20 protein-coding genes and 1 pseudogene are annotated in these 22,122 nt (G+C 40.6%); 14 read left to right on the forward strand and 7 right to left on the reverse strand.

Features of this window, described 5'->3' with window-relative positions; genetic code table 11:
• The first annotated feature begins 454 nt into the window (after positions 1–454).
• The 3 genes from rnc (at position 455) to V7L20_RS13405 (ending at position 3,324) form a co-directional block, all read left to right on the forward strand.
• Positions 455–1,174 carry a ribonuclease III gene (rnc, locus tag V7L20_RS13395; protein ID WP_334744549.1) on the forward strand — a complete coding sequence of 240 codons (720 nt, stop codon included), beginning with the start codon at positions 455–457 and terminating at the stop codon, positions 1,172–1,174.
• A 175-nt stretch (positions 1,175–1,349) separates the two neighbouring features.
• On the forward strand, positions 1,350–2,504 hold the full coding sequence (locus tag V7L20_RS13400; RefSeq protein ID WP_334744550.1) for a Gfo/Idh/MocA family protein: 1,155 nt from the start codon (positions 1,350–1,352) through the stop codon (positions 2,502–2,504).
• Positions 2,505–2,559: 55 nt separating this feature from the next.
• Positions 2,560–3,324 (forward strand): class I SAM-dependent methyltransferase, encoded by a 765-nt coding sequence (locus tag V7L20_RS13405; RefSeq protein WP_334744551.1) that lies wholly within the window; start codon positions 2,560–2,562, stop codon positions 3,322–3,324.
• Positions 3,325–3,367: 43 nt separating this feature from the next.
• On the opposite strand, the gene V7L20_RS13410 is transcribed toward V7L20_RS13405, so the two are convergent.
• On the reverse strand, positions 3,368–5,497 hold the full coding sequence (locus tag V7L20_RS13410) for a sensor histidine kinase (RefSeq protein ID WP_334744552.1): 2,130 nt from the start codon (positions 5,495–5,497) through the stop codon (positions 3,368–3,370).
• Between the two features lie 291 nt (positions 5,498–5,788).
• On the opposite strand from V7L20_RS13410, the gene V7L20_RS13415 reads away from it, so the two are divergent.
• The 3 genes from V7L20_RS13415 (at position 5,789) to V7L20_RS13425 (ending at position 8,312) form a co-directional block, all read left to right on the forward strand.
• Positions 5,789–6,529 carry a RibD family protein gene (locus V7L20_RS13415; RefSeq protein WP_334744553.1) on the forward strand — a complete coding sequence of 247 codons (741 nt, stop codon included), beginning with the start codon at positions 5,789–5,791 and terminating at the stop codon, positions 6,527–6,529.
• Between the two features lie 130 nt (positions 6,530–6,659).
• Complete coding sequence (locus tag V7L20_RS13420; RefSeq protein WP_334744554.1) at positions 6,660–7,838, forward strand: GNAT family N-acetyltransferase; 1,179 nt, start codon at positions 6,660–6,662, stop codon at positions 7,836–7,838.
• Positions 7,839–7,928: 90 nt separating this feature from the next.
• Positions 7,929–8,312, forward strand: coding sequence for a DUF4346 domain-containing protein (locus V7L20_RS13425; protein WP_334744555.1), 384 nt, complete (start codon positions 7,929–7,931; stop codon positions 8,310–8,312).
• Positions 8,313–8,378: 66 nt separating this feature from the next.
• Here V7L20_RS13425 and psb32 read toward each other — a convergent pair whose 3' ends face one another.
• The gene (psb32, locus tag V7L20_RS13430) at positions 8,379–9,116 is read right to left on the reverse strand and encodes a photosystem II repair protein Psb32 (RefSeq protein ID WP_334744556.1); all 738 of its coding nucleotides are present in this window, start codon (positions 9,114–9,116) and stop codon (positions 8,379–8,381) included.
• Between the two features lie 377 nt (positions 9,117–9,493).
• Between psb32 and surE the strand changes: the two genes are divergently transcribed.
• The 5 genes from surE to V7L20_RS13455 all read left to right on the forward strand — a co-directional run bounded on the left by surE (position 9,494) and on the right by V7L20_RS13455 (position 12,563).
• Positions 9,494–10,174 carry a 5'/3'-nucleotidase SurE gene (gene surE, locus V7L20_RS13435; protein WP_334744557.1) on the forward strand — a complete coding sequence of 227 codons (681 nt, stop codon included), beginning with the start codon at positions 9,494–9,496 and terminating at the stop codon, positions 10,172–10,174.
• A gap of 225 nt (positions 10,175–10,399) precedes the next feature.
• Entirely contained in the window at positions 10,400–10,804 is a 405-nt protein-coding gene (locus V7L20_RS13440; protein ID WP_334744558.1) for a hypothetical protein, read from the forward strand.
• The gene (locus V7L20_RS13445) at positions 10,795–11,022 is read left to right on the forward strand and encodes a hypothetical protein (RefSeq protein WP_334744559.1); all 228 of its coding nucleotides are present in this window, start codon (positions 10,795–10,797) and stop codon (positions 11,020–11,022) included. Before V7L20_RS13440 ends, V7L20_RS13445 begins: the two co-directional genes overlap by 10 nt.
• A gap of 86 nt (positions 11,023–11,108) precedes the next feature.
• Positions 11,109–11,756, forward strand: coding sequence for a PAP/fibrillin family protein (locus V7L20_RS13450; protein ID WP_334744560.1), 648 nt, complete (start codon positions 11,109–11,111; stop codon positions 11,754–11,756).
• 30 nt (positions 11,757–11,786) lie between these two features.
• A complete protein-coding gene (locus tag V7L20_RS13455; protein ID WP_334744561.1) occupies positions 11,787–12,563 on the forward strand; it encodes an MGMT family protein in 777 nt (258 codons plus the stop codon).
• 193 nt (positions 12,564–12,756) lie between these two features.
• Here V7L20_RS13455 and V7L20_RS13460 read toward each other — a convergent pair whose 3' ends face one another.
• From V7L20_RS13460 to V7L20_RS13470, 3 genes are all read right to left on the reverse strand, one after another.
• On the reverse strand, positions 12,757–13,524 hold the full coding sequence (locus V7L20_RS13460) for a hypothetical protein (protein ID WP_334744562.1): 768 nt from the start codon (positions 13,522–13,524) through the stop codon (positions 12,757–12,759).
• A gap of 554 nt (positions 13,525–14,078) precedes the next feature.
• Entirely contained in the window at positions 14,079–14,474 is a 396-nt protein-coding gene (locus V7L20_RS13465) for a hypothetical protein (RefSeq protein WP_334744563.1), read from the reverse strand.
• Positions 14,475–15,184: 710 nt separating this feature from the next.
• Entirely contained in the window at positions 15,185–15,865 is a 681-nt protein-coding gene (locus tag V7L20_RS13470) for a RibD family protein (RefSeq protein ID WP_334744564.1), read from the reverse strand.
• Positions 15,866–16,207: 342 nt separating this feature from the next.
• Here V7L20_RS13470 and V7L20_RS13475 point away from each other — a divergent pair.
• Positions 16,208–16,345, forward strand: a pseudogene (locus V7L20_RS13475) (DUF1499 domain-containing protein); the annotation flags it as partial.
• A 2-nt stretch (positions 16,346–16,347) separates the two neighbouring features.
• On the opposite strand, the gene V7L20_RS13480 reads toward V7L20_RS13475, so the two are convergent.
• A complete protein-coding gene (locus V7L20_RS13480; protein WP_334744565.1) occupies positions 16,348–17,229 on the reverse strand; it encodes a succinate--CoA ligase subunit alpha in 882 nt (293 codons plus the stop codon).
• Between the two features lie 121 nt (positions 17,230–17,350).
• A complete protein-coding gene (locus V7L20_RS13485) occupies positions 17,351–18,577 on the reverse strand; it encodes a succinate--CoA ligase subunit beta (RefSeq protein WP_334744566.1) in 1,227 nt (408 codons plus the stop codon).
• A 646-nt stretch (positions 18,578–19,223) separates the two neighbouring features.
• Here V7L20_RS13485 and V7L20_RS13490 point away from each other — a divergent pair.
• A complete protein-coding gene (locus tag V7L20_RS13490) occupies positions 19,224–20,999 on the forward strand; it encodes a hypothetical protein (RefSeq protein WP_334744567.1) in 1,776 nt (591 codons plus the stop codon).
• A gap of 289 nt (positions 21,000–21,288) precedes the next feature.
• Positions 21,289–22,035: a bacteriorhodopsin gene (locus V7L20_RS13495; RefSeq protein WP_334744568.1), complete on the forward strand. Its 747-nt coding sequence runs from the start codon at positions 21,289–21,291 to the stop codon at positions 22,033–22,035.
• The last annotated feature ends 87 nt before the right edge of the window (positions 22,036–22,122 follow it).

The raw sequence follows: 22,122 nt of genomic DNA on the forward strand, positions 1-22,122 counted from the left end.
CGAAGCAATGACTTTCGCCAGCTCGCCGCTAATAGTTGTGTAGATGCCGAACTGCTCAAAATTACCACCTCTAAACGCTACATTCCCATTGTTCAGTGAAGGGCTATCCAGGGCGAAAAAAACTTCTTCAAAGTTTCCTGTTATCTAAAGAGATGTGAGTTGCACGGGTTGAAAAAAATGGCACAAAAAAGGTGTTCGTCTGTAATAAAAATTTTGAGTAAACTGATTAATAGCATACTTATACCAAAGATATGCTACACATATTACTGGTAACATTAATTAATAGCCCAACATTACGATTAATTTACACAAAATTTGTAAGTTTTGAAAAATAGTAAGCCCAAATGTGTGTAATATCGTTAATCTGTAAGTCACCCGGCTTACTAGCAACTCTCTCTTTAATTGTGAATAACCAATAACTAATTAATTATTAATCACTTTTGACTAATAACTGATGACCCTAGCTTATCCACGCCGTCAGCGACAACTCGAAAGCCTAGTCAAAAAATTTGGTTTGCCAACAGAAGCACCAATAAAATGGCAACTATTAGACTTAGCACTAACTCATCCCACTGTTTCTGAGTCAGCAAATTATGAACAGTTGGAGTTTGTCGGCGATGCAGTGGTACGCTTGGTGTCGGCTGTTGTGTTATGGGAAAATTATCCCGATTGTCCAGTAGGGGATTTTGCGGCAATTCGTTCGGTATTGGTGAGCGATCGCATCCTCGCCCAATTGGCCAGAGTTTATGGTTTAGAGTTATACTTACTAGTCGCAGGTAGTGCTACTGCCGATAAAGTTGGTCAAGAGTCACGACTAGCAGATGCTTTTGAAGCAGTTCTGGGTGCGCTTTACTTAAGCACTCAAAATCTGGAACTGATCCGCTCTTGGCTAGATCCCCACTTCCAACAACTAACAACAGAAATTCGCCTCGATCCTGCCAGACTTAATTACAAAGCTGCTCTCCAAGAATGGACTCAGGCACAATTTAAAGTTTTACCAGAGTATCGGGTTGTGGAAGTCACCCAATCGTACCGAAATCAAGAACGTTTCGTAGCTGAAGTATGGCTGCACGGAAACAAGCTTGGAGTTGGTAAAGGACGCTCAATCAAAACTGCTGAACAAGCCGCAGCTAAGGTAGCCTTTTTAGCAATTCCTCAACCGGAAATACCCTGAACCAAAAATACTGCTGATAAACTGATAATTCAGTTGATTGTCAGTGGTCATTTGTCCCAAGTCCCTTGCATACTAATGACAAATGACTAATACTTCGGCTTCTTTCGACTTACCTTAGCAACGCTTGGCACAAGCCGCTCAGTACAAGTCGCTCAGTACAAGTGACAAATAACAAATGACAAACCAAATTAAAATTGCTGTCATCGGAGTTGGGCGTTGGGGAGTACATCTGCTGCGGAATTTCTTAGCACATCCCCAAGTAGATGTAGTTGCTGTAGTAGACCCCCATCCAGAACGATTAGCGGCGATAAAACAGCAGTTTAAGTTAGACGATACTGTAGTATTAACAACGCAGTGGCAGGATTTAAAGAAAGTTGCAGGGTTGACAGGGGTGGCGATCGCAACTCCAGCTACTACCCACTATGCTTTAATTAAAGATGCTCTCCACCAGGGATACCATGTTTTAGCTGAAAAACCCCTAACTCTCAACCCAGCAGAATGTCGGGAACTTTGCCATTTGGCAGAGCAGCATCATTTAATACTAATGGTTGACCATACTTACTTGTTTCACCCAGCAGTTGAGCGAGGAAAAACTGTAGTACAAGCGGGTAAATTAGGTAATTTACGCTATGGCTATGCGACGCGCACCCATTTGGGGCCTGTTCGGCAAGATGTTGATGCACTGTGGGACTTAGCTATTCACGATATAGCTATCTTTAACGCTTGGCTAGGTCAGACTCCTGTGAAAGTACAGGCAACGGGTACGGTGTGGCTACAGGGAGCAGGGGAGCAGGGGAGCATACTTCGACTGCGCTCAGTAACCGGGGGAGCAGAGGAGCGGGGGAGCAGGGGAGCAGAGGGGAAAAAAGATACAAATTCTCCTCTGCCTCAAGGTTTGGCTGACCTAGTGTGGCTGACACTTACATATCCAGATGGCTTTCAAGCTTATATTCACTTGTGTTGGCTAAATCCTGATAAGCAGCGACGGGTGGGGATTGTGGGGAGCCTTGGTAGTTTGATTTTTGATGAGATGTCGCAATCATCACCTCTCACCCTATTACATGGAGAGTTTCAACAGCAGGGCAATCAATTCCTTCCTGTAAATCAAAAGCAGGTGGTGCTGGAATTAGAGCCAGGTGAACCATTGGGGCGGGTTTGCTCCTGCTTTATTGTCTCTGTTCTCAACAATACTCTCTCAGAGATTTCGTCTGGCTGGGTAGGTACTGAGTTAGTAGAAATTCTTGCTGCTTTAACAGAATCTCTTCAGCAAGGTGGTCAACCTGTTTTTCTGAATGATAATCAAGGAGTAAAAGTCACAAATTACAGATGACCCGACCATTGTTCACGATACATTCAAACAGTTTTAGCGTGACAGATTTTCTCTTGTGGCCCAAAAATATGATGAAGCGATCGCTGCTATAACTTCTCAGGTGAATGAAGCCATATTGGATGCCGTAGGAGCAAAGTGTGATTTGAGATTGCTGGATGTAGCTTGCAAGACTGGCTGGCTTAGTGCCGCAGCATTAAAGCGGGAGGCTATAGTAACAGGATTAGACTATACAGAGAATATGGTGGCTATTGCCAGAGTGCGATGCCCTCAAGCATCATTTTATAACGGGGATGCTGAGAATCTTTCTTTTGAGTCGGGCCAGTTTGACGCGATTGTTTGTAGCTTGGGCATCCTCCATTTCCCTAACCCAGAACGAGCGATCGCCGAATCCTTTCGCGTACTAAAATCGGGAGGACGCTATGCCTTTACCTGTTGGACACCACCAACGTGCAATCCGTTTATGGCTCTAATACTGGGTTCGATTCAAACTTATGGCAGCATGGATGTGGATCTACCTCCGGGACCACCCTTGTTCCGCTTCGGCGAAAGAGGCGAATGTGAAAGGGTTTTGCTCGCTAAGGGATTCACTGAGGTGTTTGTCACTGAGTTGCCTGTGAAGTGGACTTTTTCTACACCTGAAGATGTGATGGCAAAGGTTGTTGTAAGTACCGCACGTCTTGGCCCAATGTTGGCAATGCAAACCCTTGAGCAACGGCGCAATATCGAGAATGCTATTATCGACGGAGCATCAAAGTATGCCACGGACAGTGGTGTAGAAATTCCCGCTTCTATGATGCTAGCTGTAGGTTACAAACCATGAGGTAGAACAACTCTAGTTAAATTACTTAAAGTAGTTGAGAAAATTACCTCTTTAAAGTGAGGCTTGCACAAACTCCCCCTTTTGGAAGGCTTACTAAGAGAGTTTGCTGCGGCGAAAGACTAATTTCGTAAGTCTCGTTCCCCAGTAACACCTGGAACTTTGAGGACTTCTCTTTGTCTACATCTGCTTTTACAGATTTGTTAATACTCAAGGAAGGACTTATCTCAGACTCCTGTAGGCTAAGGTAGTGACTTGCTTTTGCCGCATCATTCACAGAGGAAAATCCAAGATCCCCTATATTTTCTTCTTTCTTGGGAACAGGTAACAGCGAGATATCAATCAAAGGTAAGGTAATCTTTAGTGTCGTACCTTGATGAAGTCCCGTACTCTCAAGAGTAATGCTACCTCCCATCAGTTCAATTAAGTTTCGTGAAATTGCTAGTCCTAGTCCAGTCCCTTCAAACTGGCGGCTGGTTGTACCATTCACCATTACAAAGGGGCGAAATAGTTTGTGCTGTTGAGTGGGATCAATTCCTATACCTGTATCTTTAACTATTACCACCACTTGAGATTTACCATTACTATGTTGAATTTCTGTAGCAATAGTGATGCTTCCTACGTCAGTGAACTTAGTGGCGTTGCCGATAACATTAATCAGCACTTGCTTCAGTTTTGCTGCGTCTGCCTTAATTGGTATTGCTTGAGAATCTAACTCGCATTTCAATTGCAAGCCCTTTTGCTGAACATTAACTGATTGTAAATTAATCACCTCTAACAATATTTGTCGGAGGTCAACAGGTGTAGTGACTACAGAAAGCTTACCTGCTTCGATTTTAGAAATGTCGAGTAAATCATTAATAATATTTAGCAAATGAAGTGTTGTTTCATCGGCACGTTTGAGAAACTCCATTTCTTCTTCCCGGCTATCACATAAGCCATCTTCAACCAGGCGAATACAGTTAATAATAGTATGTAATGGGTTTCTCAATTCATGGGAAGTTGTAGCCAAAAACTGGCTTTTAATCTGGTTAGCATTCTTTGCTTCTTTCCAAGCTATTTCCAATTCTTCTGACCCAGCTTTGAGCCGTTCTACCATTTGGTCTAATGCTTGGGCCAGTTGATTGAATTCCCGGATTTGAAAATTGTGTGGAACTGGTTGTGCAGCGTGGTGAGAGTGAATATTTAGAGCGTAGTCTCGCAACTCTTCTACAGGACGCGCCAAGTAAGGAGCTAGATATAAAGATGCTAACAAACTTGCACCAATCAAACCAACCGTCAAAACGATGAGAATTAGTTTGATTTCCTCTAAACCAAAAAGTGCATTATCGACACTAGTAACAGCTAAGACTATCCATTTTTGGTGCTGCTGTTGGGTAAGTGGATTTGCAATAGCCGTATAACCAGCTACTAATTCGTTTCCCTGTATAAAAGACAAATTTATCGAATTGTTTTGCCCCACAATTGCATTTTTAATTATGCTCTTGAGTTGGGAAACATTTGGGTGCTGATTAATATTAGTTCCCACCCAGTCTGTGAATGGGTGTGCCAAAATTGTGCCATCTTCAGCAATCACTACCATAGCGCCTGTGAGCGATCCCGGCGGATTTTTGATTTGTTGGTACAATGCAGACTGAATACTTAACCTGTAAACCAAATTTTTTCGGCTATCGGAGACTGGTGCAGATAACACTACTTGCAATTGATTTTGTGTGTTTCTTTTTCCAGTGATTCCTGCCTTTGGCGGAAAGATTGCTTTGACATCAACTCCGTCGCTAGGCAAAGGTAACGTCAATTCTCCAATTGCTTGCTCCCCACAGCTACTAGCAATTATTTTCTGGCTTAACAGATTTGTTAATTGGATGCATTCAATACTAGCTGGAAGTTGTTGCCTTAACTGCGTGAGAATTTCTTGCTCTTGTATAGGCGAATCTGACGGAATAACCGTTGTTTTACTTACACTCAGCAAATTAGCTTTTAAGATAGCGATCGCATCTCCAATTCTCTCTCCTTTACTGATAGCACTTTCTGTTAAATTTTGCCGTGCATTTCCCAATATACTAGAACGTGCCTTATTTAAGGCAACAATCTCGCCTATAAGTAAAACTGGAACGAACAGAAGCAGTATTCTCGTTACTAAAATTCGACGAAAGGAAGATTGATGGTAATTAGTCATCGAGTGTCTCACTTTGCATCTGCAAACCACAACAGCAAAGATATGTAATTAGATAAGCTAGATGAGACATTTTATTAAATAATCAGAATTTTATTTTCAATGTTTAAAATTAACAAATTGCTATGATTTAAAAAGAAACGTGGTATACCAAAATTAAGATATGCTAGATTTAAAAGCGTTTTGTATTGCATAGAAATAGAGTGGTAAGTTGTAAAACAGTAGGTTGCAGGCATGGATTTTTTTTGAGAATCTACACACTAGCAAAGAAAATATTTAAATCAAATCAATTTAATGTTGCAACATCGTCCTCACACTACAGTTGTTTTAGCAATGAGTGCAGATGGTAAAATAGCAGATTTTAGGCGATCGCCTGCTCGGTTTGGCTCAAAGGTTGATAAAGCACATTTAGAAAAACAAATCGCTGCTTCTGATGCGGTTTTATTCGGTGCTGGTACTCTGGCCGCCTACGGAACAACACTTACTATATCAAATCCAACTCTAGTCAAACTTCGGGCGCAAGGAGGGAAGCCTCCGCAGCCAGTTCATATAGTGACTACACACTCTGCAAACCTCAATCCGGAAATTAAATTTTTTAAGCAATCGGTTAGACGCTGGCTACTCACGACAACAGCAGGATCGCTTTCATGGAAAGAACGTTTAAGGACGCTTCCCTCAACTCTGGAAATCAAAGCACAGGAATGCTTTCCAGAATTTGAGCAAATTCTGGTTTTTGAAACACCAACGCGAGAAATTGACATTTCCGCAGCTTTAAAGCATCTAGCCACTCTACATATAACACGCTTGGCGGTTTTGGGTGGAGGTGAATTAGTCGCTTCCTTGCTGGGATTAAATTTAATTGATGAATTATGGCTGACTGTCTGTCCGTTGATTTTAGGTGGTAATAACGCACCCACACCCGTAGATGGGAAAGGATTTTTAGCCGATTTAGCTCCCAAGCTACAACTTCTAGAAGTTCATGCAGTCGAGCAAGAAGTGTTTTTGCACTATCGCCTGCAACGACCAGCAGATTAGATTACGCTAAATAAGGGATTGGGGACTGGGGATTGGGGATTGGGTATTCTCCTTATTCTCCTACTCCTAGTCCCCAGTCCCCAGTCCCCCAATCCCTAGTCCCCAATCCCTAGTCCCCAGTCCCTAAAAAGTGGAACAACTTAAACCTCGTTATTCAGTCGTTTGGACGAACAAAATTGCTGAAGTACCCCAAAATGCCTGGAATGCTTTGGCAATGCCACTCAAAACACCGTTTTTAGAATGGGAGTGGCTAAACAATATCGAAACCTCCCATAGTGCTACTGCTAAAACTGGTTGGTTGCCTAATCACTTAACATTGTGGCGAGATAGAACGCTGATTGCTGCTGCGCCACTTTATCTCAAAGGACATAGTTCTGGTGAATTTATTTTCGATCATCAATGGGCAGAGTTAGCCGATCGCATCGGAATCCAATATTACCCAAAATTGCTGGGAATGACACCATTTACCCCAGCTGAAGGTTATCGGTTCTTAATTGCCACAGGAGAAGATGAGGACGAAATCACCGCGATTATAGTGCATGAAATTGACACTTTTTGCTCCAAAAATCGAATTTCTGGGTGCCATTTTCTCTATGTCGATCCCCAATGGCGTCCAATGCTGGAACGACATGGTTTTACAACATGGCTGCACCACAGCTACGTCTGGGAAAATGCTGGCTTTAAAACTTTTGATGACTACTTGAAAGTTTTCAACGCCAATCAGCGCCGCAATATCAAGCGGGAACGCAAAGCTGTGGAAAAAGCTGGTTTACGATTGCAACCTCTAACTGGTGATGAAATTCCTCAGTCTTTATTTCCCTTGATGTATCGGTTCTATGTTGACACCTGTGATAAGTTTGGCTGGTGGGGTAGCAAGTATCTCACACGGCGGTTTTTTGAGCAGTTACACGCCGATTATCGCCATCGAGTCTTGTTTTTTGCTGCATATAGCGAACAAGATAACTCTCATCCTTTAGGGATGTCTTTTTGTTTGTTTAAAGGTGACAAACTTTATGGACGCTATTGGGGAAGTTTTCAAGAAATAGATTGCTTACATTTTGATGCTTGCTATTATGCGCCGATTGAATGGGCGATCGCTAACAATATCCAACTTTTTGATCCTGGCGCGGGTGGGCGTCACAAAAAACGCCGTGGTTTCCCTGCTATGCCCAATCATAGTTTGCACCGCTTTTACAATAATCGTTTAAGACAAATTTTACGTCCCTATATTAAAGAAGTGAATCAACTCGAACAGCAGGAGATTGAGGCAATTAATGCACAGTTGCCATTTAGTAACCGAGATTCTTAAAAGTTTGCCAAGGCAGAGGGTGAACGACGAATTACACTTGATATAGAGTGAAAAAACCCTCAATAAAGAAATTTTCTTTTTATAGTGCTTATGGATTTGATGGTTGAAAATTTAGCTGCAATTGATGATAAACTTTCCCAGCGTCATATTGACCTTGATCCAGGTGGATATTTCATTATTTACTTGGATCGAGATGCAGGATTAATTTATGCCAAACATTTTACAAATGTGATTGACGATCGCGGTTTAGCTGTAAATCCAGAAACGGGAAAGGTAATTCCTGCAAGAGAAAAGGTAGAACGAACCCATACAACCGTTTTTAGTGCGAGGACGGCAAAAGAACTTTGCGTGAAGATTTTTGAGGAAACTCAGCCCTCTCCTGTAACTCAATTAAATCATGCAGCTTATTTGGGTCGAGAATTTGTTCGGGCTGAGGTAGCTTTAGTTACAGGGCAAGAGTATGTTCAAGATTAAAGTTAGGAGTGAGGAGTTAAAAGTTAAGAGTTAGAAACTTTTAACTCCTAACTCCTAACTCTTTCATTACCCACCAGATGAAGGCTGATTTATCTGATAGATATAGTAAGTCGCCATTGGGATAACGGTGGCGGCAATTAACAATCCTACTACCCAAGCAGTAGCGTTACCTTGGTCAGTTTCTTCTGCTTTCTTGAACGTGCCTTCTACCTGCACATTGTCAGCGATTTGAGGTGGCCCTGGATCGGCTTTGCCAGAGAGGACAGCCACAAGGCGATCGCTTGCATCTAGAAATGCCTGATTGTATTTATTACCATCGCGTAACGGCACACTTACTGTTTCAGTAGCTACACTCTCGGCAATAGAGTCAGTGAGCAAAGGCTTAACTTGATCCCCAGTAATAATGGCAGTACCATTAGTAACCGTATCAATAACCAATAAGGTTTCATTAGCTTGGGCTTGTTTTGTCGGAAACCATTTTTCAAACAGTTCTTTGGCGAAGCTTTCTGGTGTTTCACCGTAGTCAAGGCGGCGAACAGTAATAATTCTAACTTCCTTACCTGTTTGTTTTGCCAAATCCTCGAAAGCGCTGTTAATCTTACCTTCATTCAGACGGCTGATAACTTCACCTTGATCCACAACCCAGGTGTTATTCCCTGCTGTGAGGTTGGGTATTTGATTCACACCTGTGGCAAAAGCAGGTGTAGCAAACAGCGAAGCTGCTAAAATAACCGTCACCAAAGGGAGAATTAGCCAAATGAGGTGTTTTTGACTGCTAAATACTTGTTTGAGGAGCTGTTTCATCGTATGAACCCTAAGACAGACTTGCACCAAAAATACTACAGAACTACTGCCAAAATCTTCTCATTCCCGGTTTTTTCCAGTATCAAATTTCTGCTATTGCCAGCAGATATATATTTTACGGGATTTTTTGATTGCACAAACTTGTTCTGAGGGCGATTGCAAGCATTAAATTGACAAGAAATACCGCCCATTTTGGAGATTAACCCAAAAACTTAGGGCGGAATTTGCAAACCATCTAGAAATGATATCGTATAATCAATATTTTTAGCAGAATTAAGTATATTTTTTCATATCTGCAAGTAGCTTTTCCTACTATATCCATTGATGGGTTGATATCTGCATTTTTCAGAAATTTTAGCTAAATTTATATCAATAATATGACCATAATTTTAACTAACGACGACGGTATTGATGCCCCCGGCATCCGAGCGCTGCTCAAAGCTGTAAACGGCAAAAATGCGATTATCGCTGCTCCTGTCGCTCATCAGTCTGGCTGTGGACATCAAGTTACTACCACTCGTGCCATCAACCTCCAGCGACGTTCTGAGACTGAGTATGCGATCGCAGGCACTCCCGCCGATTGTGTGAGAATCGCGATAACACAAATTCCCACAGATGTCAAATTTGTGGTTTCAGGTATCAACGCTGGGGGCAATTTGGGAGTAGATGTATACATTTCTGGCACAGTGGCTGCGGTGCGGGAAGCCGCAATGCACGGTATTCCTGGAATTGCCATTTCTCAATATCGCAAAGCCAAGCAGAATTTTGATTGGGATCTGGCCGCCAAATTCACGGTTGAAGTTTTAGCGGACTTACTCCAGCGTCCCCTAGAACCGGGAAGCTTTTGGAATGTAAACTTGCCGCATCTGCAACCAGGAGAACCAGATCCAAATATGGTGTTTTGCCAACCTTGTAACAGACCTCTGCCTGTAAACTATCGAATTGAAGGCGATAATTTTTATTATGTAGGCGAATATGGCAAACGCGATCGCACTGCTGGTAGCGATGTGGATGTATGTTTTTCCGGCAATATTGCAATAACTCAGTTAAGGGTTTGACGATAAATCCAGAATCCAAAATTGGTATGGGACTTCCAAATAAAAAATACTCAAAAAACTCTCTCCTCCTTATGCCTCTGTGTCTCTGTAGTTCGTTTATTTAGATAATTTATTTTTTGGAAGTCCCCATTAGTCATCTAACGTTTCAATTTAGGATATATTTCAAGGTTTTGAAATCTGGTAAAGTTTCAGTAGCACTGAACACTAATTTCAAAAAAAAGAAAAATGCAGTTTCTCAAAATTGTTCTTGTCGCTCTCGTGTTGATAGTAAACCTGTTAATTGCTCAACCCTCTTGGGCGGGCAAGGATTTTACTAAAGGGGCTGACTATGCTGAGGTAACTCAGGCGCTCAATCAACTTCTAACCGTAAAAGATACACCTGAGCAAGCGGGTTATACACCTGAGCAATTCCAAAAGCGACTGGCACAATTACAGCTTCAGAAAAATGTCATTGAAACAGCTAGAAAACGGGCGCAGTGCCGCAATGAAACAGGAAAGACGTTGGCTGTCTATGCCAATAAACCAAAAAATCTCCAACCCAAATCTACTTCTTGGGCGCAGGAACAATCACAGATGATGACTGGGATTGCGATGGCATTTACTTACCCGCAGGTTCTCAAGTGGTTCTAGGCCCGAACGCTCAACCACAAGAACTAGCCCAACCAATCGCTGTCAAGTTTGTGGATGTTACACAGTCTATTGCAAGAACTAATCCAGTCACTAGTGCAATTGAATTAAATGTTGAACCTGCCAAAGTATTTAAGGCGAGTGAGAGCAGCTGGTTACTTCCCAATTTCTCTCAAGCAAATATTGATACGCAAATTCCCACCCCACAACTCATTGACTAATCTCATTTAGATAATTCAACTTTGATGCAAGAATTGTATAAAATTTGAATTAAACCAATAGAATATTAAAGGAAAATATACAGCCCTTGAACAATCAACTTTTAATTAAGGAAAAATTGCAAGCCACGCTTGAAAAGATTCAAACCAAGATTGATGGCTCTCCCATTACTGATTTACAGTTAGACAAAACCCTAGCCGAAGAAATTGCACAATTGACGACACAACTAGAGAGTGTCAATCCCAATCTCAATCCTCTTCTCTATGCTACTTCTTTGCTAGAGGGAACTTGGCAACTGCAATACTCCACTGCGAGAGAAATCCGTACTTTAGTTTCTCTCCCATTAGGATTAAAGCTGGGTAAAGTTTATCAAGTAATTGATGTTGCAAATAAATTATTTTTCAATCTAGCTAAAGTTAAACATTCTCTAGGGCTAGTATCGGGATATGTCAAAGTGACAGCTAGCTTTGAACCAGCCAAAGAAGATTTAGAACCTTTAGCGAATAAACGTATCAACGTTTATTTTGACAAACGCTACTTATCGATTGAGAAGATTGTTAATATTAATACTCCTCAACTCAACCCATTTAAGGTTGTTCCAGCGAATAATCCTACTAACAGAACTGCAACACTGGACATTACTTACTTAGATGAAACCTTGAGAATTGGACGTGGAGGAGATGGAAGTTTATTTATTCTTAGTAAATCTGATGATTTACCTGACTTCAACTCCTAAATTTTAAATGGATTGCGCTACAGAATAAATATGGCTCTCTCAATAACTCATCTTTTTACTAAGATAAAACCAGGTTCTGCGATGGTAGAGCTTAAAACATTAAATTTAAAAGTAGGTTATGGTATAGAAGGAGATATTAATGCCGATTATATAAGTCCAAGACAAGTTTTAATTGTTAGGTATGAAGATATTTTAGACTTATCAATTGAACCAGGAGAATTACGAGAAAATATTGTAGTTACAGGTATAGAATTTGATAATTTTATTCCTGGTTCTCTGCTAACCTTTGAAAGTGGTGCGGCAATTCGTCTAACTTTTCACTGCGAACCCTGTAAGCGAATAGCCCACTTGGTAGAATCATTAAAGAGCATTCAAGGAAAAAGAGGAATTTTAGGCGTAGTTATTAAATCAGGTAAAATCCAGGTTGGTGGTAGTTTTCAAGTTCAAGCTAATAAATTTCCAGCATTATCTGAAAATCCATATCAACGATTTCTAAATTTTATCATCAAAATCCCTAGTGGCAAAGTTGTTACATATAAACAAATAATTAAAGGCATGGGAGTAGATAATAGTTATTTAAGAGCTATTCCTACATATCTGAAAAAAACCTCGGCTGCTGATTATCCAGTACATAGAATATTAGACTCTAAAGGTCATTTGATAAATTATGTTAACCAACAAAAAAATAAGTTGGAACATGAAGGAGTTATAATTTTTTCAAAGACAAATTTAATAACAAATTTAAACAAAAACTTTGTATATATTAAAGATTATTTATGGGAAGATGACACTATTTATTTAGAATAGAGATTACTTACTTGAATTGTAATAATTTATGAGTCAAAAATAGTTAAAAAGTCAGAATAATATTTCATACATGAATTTACCAATCGGACTGCATTCCTTTTAAATACTGACTCTTGGGTGCTGAATCCTTGCCTTTTCTTTTCATAGTAATTACAATATTTAGTATAAAAATGCTTCGCTTTATTAAGTTTAATTAAGATGAACCCTGATTTTTTATTTGTTTAGATGTGGCTTCCATAAAGTCGATAAAAACTTTTATAATCTTATGAATTCCCTCACTACCTCCTGCAATTAAACCTCCTGTCAGCAATGCATCTAAACAACGAAAAATAACTACTTGTATTGGATTATCTAAATCAATAACTACCAGTGGCTCGATTGATCGAATACCTATTGCACTCATTAAAAGACCAAATAAAAGGGATGTCCATAGAGCAATTATTCGTGTATCAGATTTATATGCTGTTTTTTGCTGCTCCTTTTCATTTATATCATCAATTTGTGGCTTGAATATTTTTAATGGTTCTTGTTGGTTTTGTGTAAAATTTTGGATGATTTGCTGTTCTAAACTCATTCCTTCAGGTGGAAGTTCACTGATTTGATTAGATTCTAAAGAAGGATATTGGTTTTGTTGTCCTTCCATAAGTCTTATCTTTTCCGAGAGTAGAGCCTTTTTTTGCTGAAGACTAATATCTAATTGTTCAACAAATGGACCGCGCCAAGTAGTTATAAAAACTTCCAAAGAACGTTCGAGCAATAAAGAAATAAATAATTGTAACGTAAGTAGCTGGATAATATCATTAAGCCCAAATGGTTTTAAAACGAATGGTTTAGATGAGAGCCAAGTTGAAAAAGTTACTACTAGAAAACTAATAATAATTAATACAATAAATAGAGGAGATTCTGGAGAAAGCTTTAGCAACGTATCTATACTCCCGTTTCGCGTCGCAATATCTAACACAGCTTGGAGGTGAGAAGTACACCTGCTGAGTAATTTAACAACGTTAATTTGATAGAACAGTAAATAATTTATTACCCGACCATTTTTTTATCTATGTGATATGGTATGCGACTGTAGAAGCGATATCTTTGATGGTCACTTAGCTTGTCTACCACTTGCCTACGGCACGCTTTGCGAACGTGGAAGCAAGCTAGCAAGAGCGTCTCGTAGAGAAGTGCGGGCTGCGCCTACGCACCTTGTCAGAGGAAAAAGTCTTGCTATACAAGCATTACAAAAGTAAACGCTAGGCTTGAACACACTGCATGAAGCACAGCAAGGGGTGATCGCGTTAAATATGAAAAGGTGCGTTGGGGAAAGGGAGCAATGCTAGAGCAAGCGTAGCACCAATTAAAAACCCCTCCAAGGTTGAAGGGGTTAAAGTAATTTTTGTTAATGGGATGGTGATTAAGGGAAGACAGTAGCTTTTCCTGCTTTGTGAAGCATTTTCTTATCAAAGCAACGAGATGATAGTACAGCATTTTATAAATCCTTTACGAACCTCTGCAACGCTGTACTTAGTAAGATAAATTATTAGTGTTGGTGAATGATGTCAGCTGTGACTCAACGGCATTTAGGTAACCTGTATCATTCAAAGTTTGTGGTGGTAACTTTTTAGCATTGACAGCAGCTTTGACGACATCTAGTGCAGTCAGGCTTCCTATTTGGTATTGAGAAACCAAAGCACTACCACTAGGAATACCCTGTGCTTTCAAGTTACCTTGATAAGCTAGAAATGCAGCATCAAAGGGTTTGAGGTAGCTAACGTTCGTAAAATGAGTGAATAAATTGTTAGAGTTTATAGCTATAGATTCGCCATTATTGTTACTACCTATTTGAGCGCCACCGATTCCAGGTAATAAAGCAATTGAACCAACAATAAGTATAGAATCAATCAGGTTGGAGAATTTCATAAGACTATTCTTAGTTAGAGTAAAGTGCAATTGGTGTTATTGAGTAATAGAGTCTTATTTTTTATCAGTCTCAACTTCCTGCGCTCAGGTCACCTGAGTGGTTGGTTTATTCCTCACCCATTTGGGTGAGCTAATTGAGCGGAAGAACTGAAAAAATCAATCGAGAGCAAAGTTCAGGACAAACTTGAACAGATATATATTTAACTGAGGCAATCTAAAAATTTATGCAACACTGTTACTCAGTTGTAGGGGTAGCAGGAGAAGTAGGAGAAGCAGGGCAGGTAGGGGAGGCTCTTGAAGAAAGAGGGTTATTTTGTTGATACTATTTCTTCGCGAGGCTGCGCCAAACCTTTTTAATTTCTTTCTTTGTGTTCTTTGCATCCTTCTCTAACGAGACGTTGCGCGTAGCTTGCTTCTTTGTAGGAGTATGCAGTTCGTTTTTCTTCCTTACTTCAACCAAGAAATTCCTTAAGCGAACGGTATCGGGGATAGTGCAAGCCAAACATCGCATTTCTGTACTATAGAACTAATATTTGATTTCTGAAAAAGCTCGATATAACTTCAAAAGCCTAATTCCCTATTCCCTACTGCCCACTCCCTACTTCGACTACGCTCAGTACAAGTCACGGCAAGCCTGCTCCCTGCCCCTCTACCTACACACCGATAAAATATTTTTTAGTTGCAAGTCCCTTAATTCTGGCAGCGCATTTTTAATTGAGTATGCGGTAGTTTAAAAACAACTGACTTCCAACCTGACGAGTTTCAACGAGTTGGAGATGAGGAGCAGCTTGGGGAAGAAAACCCTCTCCCTCCACTGGGCTAGGGGCGTTTTTTCCTCCATAAATGATAGGCCAAATTGTCAACCACCAATCGTCAATTCGCCCTGCCTTTATTAAAGCAGCTGTTAAAGAGCCGCCTCCCAAAACAATCACTTTGTGAATACCCCGCTCTGCCATCAAGCTGTAGGCCCGATCCCAGTCTATATCTGTCTCTCCCAAATCGATTAATTCAGCCTGCTTTTGCAAGCTTGTTGCATCAGAATTACGCTTTAAACCAGTCCGTGTTGTAAATATCCATCGCTCAATGTCCTGGCTTAAAAAAGGCAAGTCCAGCGATAGGTCTAGGGAACCTGAGACAACGCAGGTAACAGGCTGGGAAGACTGACCCCGAACCTGACGTGCTGCCAAAAGTTCGGGATTGCGAATTGTATAGGTTACCCCCTCAGCCCGAATCGTCCCTGCTCCTACCAAGACTAAATCGGCAATGGAAGCTTGATACTCTAAATGTGCTTGATCTACTGGATCGGAATCACGAGGGGCTTGAGGATCTACGGCGCTAATTTTTCCATCAGCCGTCATCGCAAGAACCACAGTTGTTTGGATAGCTGACATGATTACATTCTGACGGTTCTTTATAATTTTACCTTTTTGAATTCTTTATTATGAATACTTATTACATTGTGCTTTAGATCACCTTAAAGACTAAGGGTTTAGGTGTTAAAAGAGTTGTGGTTGGATGATTGTGTTTATATAAGAGTCTAACAAAAGTCAATTTTTTTACAATTAAGAGACGGTCATGCTCAAATACATATCTATATCTACAATTGTATTTGTCTTAATTTTAATTTTGGGGTTTATATCTCCAACTCAAGCTGCAACTGTCTGTTCAACTTGGGCGGAGAATGAAATTTATCAATATAAGGGAACTCCAAAAAATAAATTATCCAATTTCTGGACTTGACTACGACTTTCCCTCCCAATGAATCACTAATTCATGTGCGATCAGCAGCTCACATGGGAGAGTCGGATCTTGGTGTTAATCACAGGCGTTTGGAGCAAATTCGTCTAGCTCTACGCGATCTAAATATTTGATTTCAGCTAATTTCCTTTCTCAATAATTCTGGAATCTGAGAAGGACGTTCAGCTACTGGAACTTCCGCTTCTTTTAAAGCAGCTAATTTACTTTGGGCTGTGCCAAAGTTAGGATCGCGTCCGATAACCGTTGCTAAAGTCCCAGTTTGACGCCAAGTTTTTCCTGGTGGTGCAAGTCTACCTGCAATGTAGGCAATTACTGGTTTATCAATTGCCTCGGTAATGTACCGTGCTGCTGCTTCTTCACTACCACCGCCAGGTTGACCAACTAAAACGATCGCCTCTGTAGTTTCATCCTCATCGAGAATTTGCAGCCATTGAAGAAAGGAGGAACCGACGATCGCATCACTACCAATACTCACACTAATCGACTGTCCCAAACCTGCTTTTGTTAATTCGTAGGCGATTTCGTAGGTAAGGGTGCTGCTACGACTAACGATCCCCACTCTCCCAGGAGTATAAAATTCGCTAGGTTGAGTACCTAAAAGAATTTTTCCCGGTACAATAATCCCCGGACTATTTGGCCCGATTACCAAAGTTTCACAGGCTTCGGCTTTGCGGAGTAATTGCACCATATCCAAAGGCGGCACGCCAGCAGTGATAATAATGATTTGGCGAATATTAGATGCGATCGCTTCTAATGCCGCATCTAGCACATCATAAGGATCGACACAGATAATTGTCGTGTCAATTACCCCAAATTGTTCTATTACCTCCTCAACTAAATCAAATACTGGCAGCCCATGCAGTTCCTGTCCACCACACCCAGGATTGACACCGGCTGTCAAGTTCGTACCATAAGCTTTCATTTGAGCAACATGAGTGCCTGATATAAATTCACAAAAGCCTTGAATTAATACTTTACTGTCTGGCGTTAAGTTCATAAAAAATTACCGTAAGTTTGGCAACCCAGTGGTCTAAGGCACTGGGTGTAAAAACGACATATTTACAGTGTCGTATTAATTCAATTTTTTTTAATTTTGAATTTGAACGAAGTGACACTCATTACCTTTTATTAGCCGTTGGTTTAGCCAGACGAACTGCTGCCGCTACTGCCTCATCTAAATTTTCTACAACCAGAAGTGCATTGCTGTAGGTTTTTAGTGTTGCTAAATACTTTTTAGCAGCATCAAATTCTGATCCGGCAAGACGAACAACTAAGGGTGAAAAATTCTGCTCTCGCCGACTTTTACTACCATTAGAATGCACAACCTGGGAGTTAAGTTCGTTGTTGTCTTGCTGCACAAACCTGGCTATAATTTCAACTACTTCCTCTGTTTGAGGAATGCTACCTAGAAAGTTAATTAATATTACTTGAATGCTGTTATCAGCCTCGAGAATTTTTAGACCTGTCTCTAGGCGATCACAAAAAGTAGTTGGTTTAGTATCTGTGAGGTAAGCATGACGTAAATTCAAACAAACACCTGGATTGCCACTGGCATTAGCAACTAAATCTAAAGTTGCCATTACTGAACCAGTACCATTACCTAAAATACCGATTTTACCGTGCATTTTCACACCATCCCAGTCGCCCAATATACCATTTATTTCAGTACTGCTATGACGGCTAATGATTTTTGCCGCCATTTGGGCCAGGTCGGGATGACGCTTGATCGACCGTTCGTTGACCCTGACTTTACCATTAAGAGCCATAACTTGACCAGTAGCACTGACTGCCAAGGGATTGATTTCGACTAAATCCAAGTCTTTTTGCACAAATAAGTGGTACATCTTCTGGAGAACGCTGCTTACGGACTCCATCAGCGTGCCTTGCAAACCCATTTTCAAAGCCAGTCGTCGGGCATAAAATGGTGAGAATTCCTGTTCCACGACAACATGGTGCATTTTTTCGCCAGCCGATTCCCAATCGATGTCTGCTTCTTTGCAACCTAAAAGTACTGGTCGGCAAACAGCAGTGTCTAAAACCACTGCAAGATAAAATTCCTGATTGGCGTCGTATTGAGATTCTGCCAGCACAACTTCTGGCAATTCGCCCCATATTGGTAAACTAAAGATATTTTGAGCAGCTGCGATCGCATCAATTGTAGTCTCCGCAAACCTGACTCCACCTGCTTTTGCCCGTTCCGCTCCATGTACTTGAGATTTTAGTACAATTGGAAAGCGAATTTTTAAACGTTTCAAATCTGTGGGATGGTCAATTCGTTGGGAAGGCAATACAGGAATGCCTATCTTGCCAAACCACTCTTTAACTTGGTACTCTAATAAATCCATTGATACACCTTGTATTCACACTTTCCCAGCCTTTGCTTAGTGCTGTCTTAATATCTTGCAGCACTTTTATTTTAGAATTAAGCTTTTGGCGGCTATAAAAATTTATTTTTCACGAATCAATTTTATCGATTTCAGCCAATGAGGGACATTAATTTTGCTCGCCAACCTGTTGGTGCTAGAGTCACAACATGTAATTTATCTCTTCAGTAAGTTTCCTAGCATAGAAGATAAGTACTATTTCTGTCAAAACCCTCTGACTTCGCATCATTTCCTTAACCTTTAGATAAATTTGTCACAACTGTGCAACTAGAATCTTGCAGAGCATTAACTCCTGTGTATTTTGTTGTCCCGACATAATGCAGGTAAAATACTCAAAAATTCTATTATTCCCATTTTTTATTTGTAATTTACATCTAAAGACAGATAATTTAACTTTGCATCTAGCAGTGTAAAAATGTAGCGACGCGAACAATAATTGCTTTTTTTATTTTTGGTGAAAAGTCCGAATGTATGTTAGAACGTTGGTCGTTCAGATTTTTAGGCTGTAGTTGGTTAAACTGTGCATTTGCACTCAACAAACCTAAAAAGTTCATTTCGTCCTCTTAAAGATAATCAAAACAATATAGAAATTAAGCGGGAAAGCTCTATGAAAGTAGCAGTCCAGCAGGAAGATTTACAGCTTTTAGCCAAAACTTTGCAGAAACAATTGCTTGCAGAAGTCTCAACAGCTCAAGTCTTCGAGGTTAAGTGTGCTGTCAATAAAGACGGGCTAATGATTTTAACGCAACACGAATCAGATATAATAGTTGATAGTCAGATAATCTTTACAGTAATAGAGGAAGTACTTCAATCTCTAGCACCCCATAGAGAGCAGCGAGTGCAATGTTTCCTTAGAGTTTTTGGTGAACAACTCCCCTATGCGAAATGTCTCTTGGCTCTGAAGCAGAGGGTGGGATGGGGAGATGGGGGAGTAGGGGAGGTAGCGAGAGCAGGGGAGGTAGGAGGAGTAGAAGGGCAATACTTTTCTACCCTTTCTTCATCAGCTATTACTTATTCTCGATCAATCGATAAGACTGATGAGGAGGAACTGTTTTACCCGTTTGCAGATGCGCCGAATTTGCCGACTTCAAAGCCAGCATCTCAAATCAAATCTATCTTACTGAGTGCAGCTTTGGTGGGAGTTGTAGTTTTAGGCGGGGGTGCTTACTTATTGACTCGCCCTTGTGTGATGTCTGAGTGTAAAGAAATACAAAATGCCGAACAATTAAAAATAAAATCCCCGCAACTGATGCGCCGGGCCAAGTCTGAAAAAGAATTAGTAGCTGTACAACAACAACTTGCAGCAGCCAGTGCAGCCTTGAATGCAATTCCTAGTTGGTCGCCTCGTTACCAAGTGTCAGAAGAACTAAAAGCAAGTTTGTCTGAACAGTCAGAAAAAATCAGCCAGGTGGTCAAGGCTCTGGAGATGGGATCTTTGGCGACACAAAAAGTTCAAACTCCTGCATATAGCCTAGAAGAATTACAAGCTACGCAACACTTATGGCGACAGGCTATAGCGCCACTAGAAACAATAAGTTCCACTAGTGAACTCTATAAACTGGTGCAAGGAAAATTACTTAATTATCGTGTCCGTTTGCACGCTGTAAATCAGCAGATAGTTACGGAGGAAAGATGGCTAAAAAAACTAACGGCAGCAAAAGCTGTAGCTAATGCAGCCCAGAATCAAGAAGCTACTGCTAAATCTTTGAATGACTGGCAAAAAGCGCAGTCTACTTGGCTAGTGGCCATTAATGCCTTGAATAGCATTCCCCTAACTAGCTCTGGATACCAAGAAGCCAAAAAGCTGTTGGTAGATTATAAACCTAAGTTAGTAGCGGCAAGCGATCGCACTACTAAAGAACGATTAGCTGTTAAAGCCTACCAACAAGCTGTTAGTACTGCCAAGCAAGCCAAAGTATATGAGCAACAAAACCAATGGCAAGCAGCAACAACATACTGGGATCAAGCTTTGCAAACTGCAAAAAAGATTTCTCAAGATAGCTTGTACTATACTCAAGCTCAATCTCTTATCGAACCTTACTCAACAGCCCTCAAACAAGCACAAGAAAAACTACAAGTTGTTAGTACTTTGCAGCAAACTCGCACTGACTTGTATAAAACGTGTATTAACAGAATTCGGATTTGCACCTTTAGCATAGATAATGCAGGAATTATTGTCCGGCTAACTCCTGAGTATGACCAAATAAGACAAAATAACTTGGCTAATCCTTATTCCAAGAACTCGAATACTGCTGTTGATATTACCAATCACTTGCAAATCTTACGGGAAGCCTTAGCTGTAATTAGTGACAATGCTAGCCTATCCCTTTTTCTCTATGATTTCCAAGGTCAGGTAATTTATACGCGGACTTTAGGCGGGTAAGTAGAAAGGTTATGAGTGAGGAGTTAAAAGTTAAAAATATAGTCTTTTGTAACTAGCTTAGGCATAGCCCAACCTAGACATCGCTTGTTTTTTCGTATCCTTTATCGACACATATTGTATTCTTTGTCAATGACAAATTCTAATTATTTATTAGAAAATTTTTCTATTTCTTGAGCTATAGAGACTTTTTCTCTCAATAGTAGGAGGCAAGAGCTATAACCATTCTCTAAATTAAAGTCACAGCTATCAACAACATAGTTGTCACAATAAATCTTTGATTGGTAATAATATGACTCAGTTTTGGCTGTGGGTTGGCTTTATTGGCATGGTCATTGGCAGTGTCTATTTTGGCTTGAAGGCAACTACCATGCGGCGTAAAGAAGGAATGGAATTTCCCCTCGAAAGCCTCTTCATTACGCTTTGGGCAGCTGCAATGTACCTGACAATGATTTTGGGTGAAACTGTTCTCAGGGATTTTAATGGTCAAAGTGAAGTATTCGTGGGACGCTACTTAGACTGGGTAGTAACTACGCCGCTGCTGTTACTCGAATTGGGTGTGATAGCTGGGTTGCGTCCCAAATTAATTGTAGGCGTAATAGGTGCAGATATATTTATGATTTTAACAGGCTTAATTGCAACTCTTGCAAGAACGCCTAACAATTACCTGTGGTACATCATTAGTTCTGGTGCTTTCCTAGCCATATTAGCATCATTATTAACTGAGTTCTCGGTTAGTGCGAAAAGACGGAATGGCAAGGTGAACAAGCTATTCCAGACGCTGAGAAATGTACTTATCGTGTTGTGGATTTGTTATCCAATTGTATGGATTTTCGGGCCGGAAGGGTTCCGCGCGATCAATGTTGGTGTTGAGACTGGACTCTACGCAATTTTAGACCTGTGTGCCAAGGTGGGCTTTGGTTTTATTCTCACATCAGCTAGCAATGAAACTCTAGCACAAGCCAGCAACAGCGATCGCATCATGGAAGCGGTTCACTCGTATATGCATGAGCAAACAGAACAGAGTCCTTATCGATAACAGCACAACAGATGTGGGGCTGTTAGGAGAAAAACAGATATTTACTTTAGTAGGTAGACTTCTATTTTCTAAGCTTTAAATTAAAGC

The sequence above is a fragment of the Nostoc sp. genome, from assembly GCF_036916735.1.
Taxonomy (GTDB): domain Bacteria; phylum Cyanobacteriota; class Cyanobacteriia; order Cyanobacteriales; family Nostocaceae; genus Nostoc.

Coding starts and splice junctions, on each gene's coding strand:
- rnc (WP_334744549.1), top strand. CDS start 455: ATGACCCTAGCTTATCCACGCCGTCAGCGACAACTCGAAAGCCTAGTC.
- V7L20_RS13400 (WP_334744550.1), top strand. CDS start 1,350: ATGACAAACCAAATTAAAATTGCTGTCATCGGAGTTGGGCGTTGGGGA.
- V7L20_RS13410 (WP_334744552.1), bottom strand. CDS start 5,497: ATGACTAATTACCATCAATCTTCCTTTCGTCGAATTTTAGTAACGAGA.
- V7L20_RS13415 (WP_334744553.1), top strand. CDS start 5,789: ATGTTGCAACATCGTCCTCACACTACAGTTGTTTTAGCAATGAGTGCA.
- V7L20_RS13425 (WP_334744555.1), top strand. CDS start 7,929: ATGGATTTGATGGTTGAAAATTTAGCTGCAATTGATGATAAACTTTCC.
- psb32 (WP_334744556.1), bottom strand. CDS start 9,116: ATGAAACAGCTCCTCAAACAAGTATTTAGCAGTCAAAAACACCTCATT.
- surE (WP_334744557.1), top strand. CDS start 9,494: ATGACCATAATTTTAACTAACGACGACGGTATTGATGCCCCCGGCATC.
- V7L20_RS13440 (WP_334744558.1), top strand. CDS start 10,400: ATGCAGTTTCTCAAAATTGTTCTTGTCGCTCTCGTGTTGATAGTAAAC.
- V7L20_RS13455 (WP_334744561.1), top strand. CDS start 11,787: ATGGCTCTCTCAATAACTCATCTTTTTACTAAGATAAAACCAGGTTCT.
- V7L20_RS13465 (WP_334744563.1), bottom strand. CDS start 14,474: ATGAAATTCTCCAACCTGATTGATTCTATACTTATTGTTGGTTCAATT.
- V7L20_RS13470 (WP_334744564.1), bottom strand. CDS start 15,865: ATGTCAGCTATCCAAACAACTGTGGTTCTTGCGATGACGGCTGATGGA.
- V7L20_RS13480 (WP_334744565.1), bottom strand. CDS start 17,229: ATGAACTTAACGCCAGACAGTAAAGTATTAATTCAAGGCTTTTGTGAA.
- V7L20_RS13485 (WP_334744566.1), bottom strand. CDS start 18,577: ATGGATTTATTAGAGTACCAAGTTAAAGAGTGGTTTGGCAAGATAGGC.
- V7L20_RS13490 (WP_334744567.1), top strand. CDS start 19,224: ATGAAAGTAGCAGTCCAGCAGGAAGATTTACAGCTTTTAGCCAAAACT.
- V7L20_RS13495 (WP_334744568.1), top strand. CDS start 21,289: ATGACTCAGTTTTGGCTGTGGGTTGGCTTTATTGGCATGGTCATTGGC.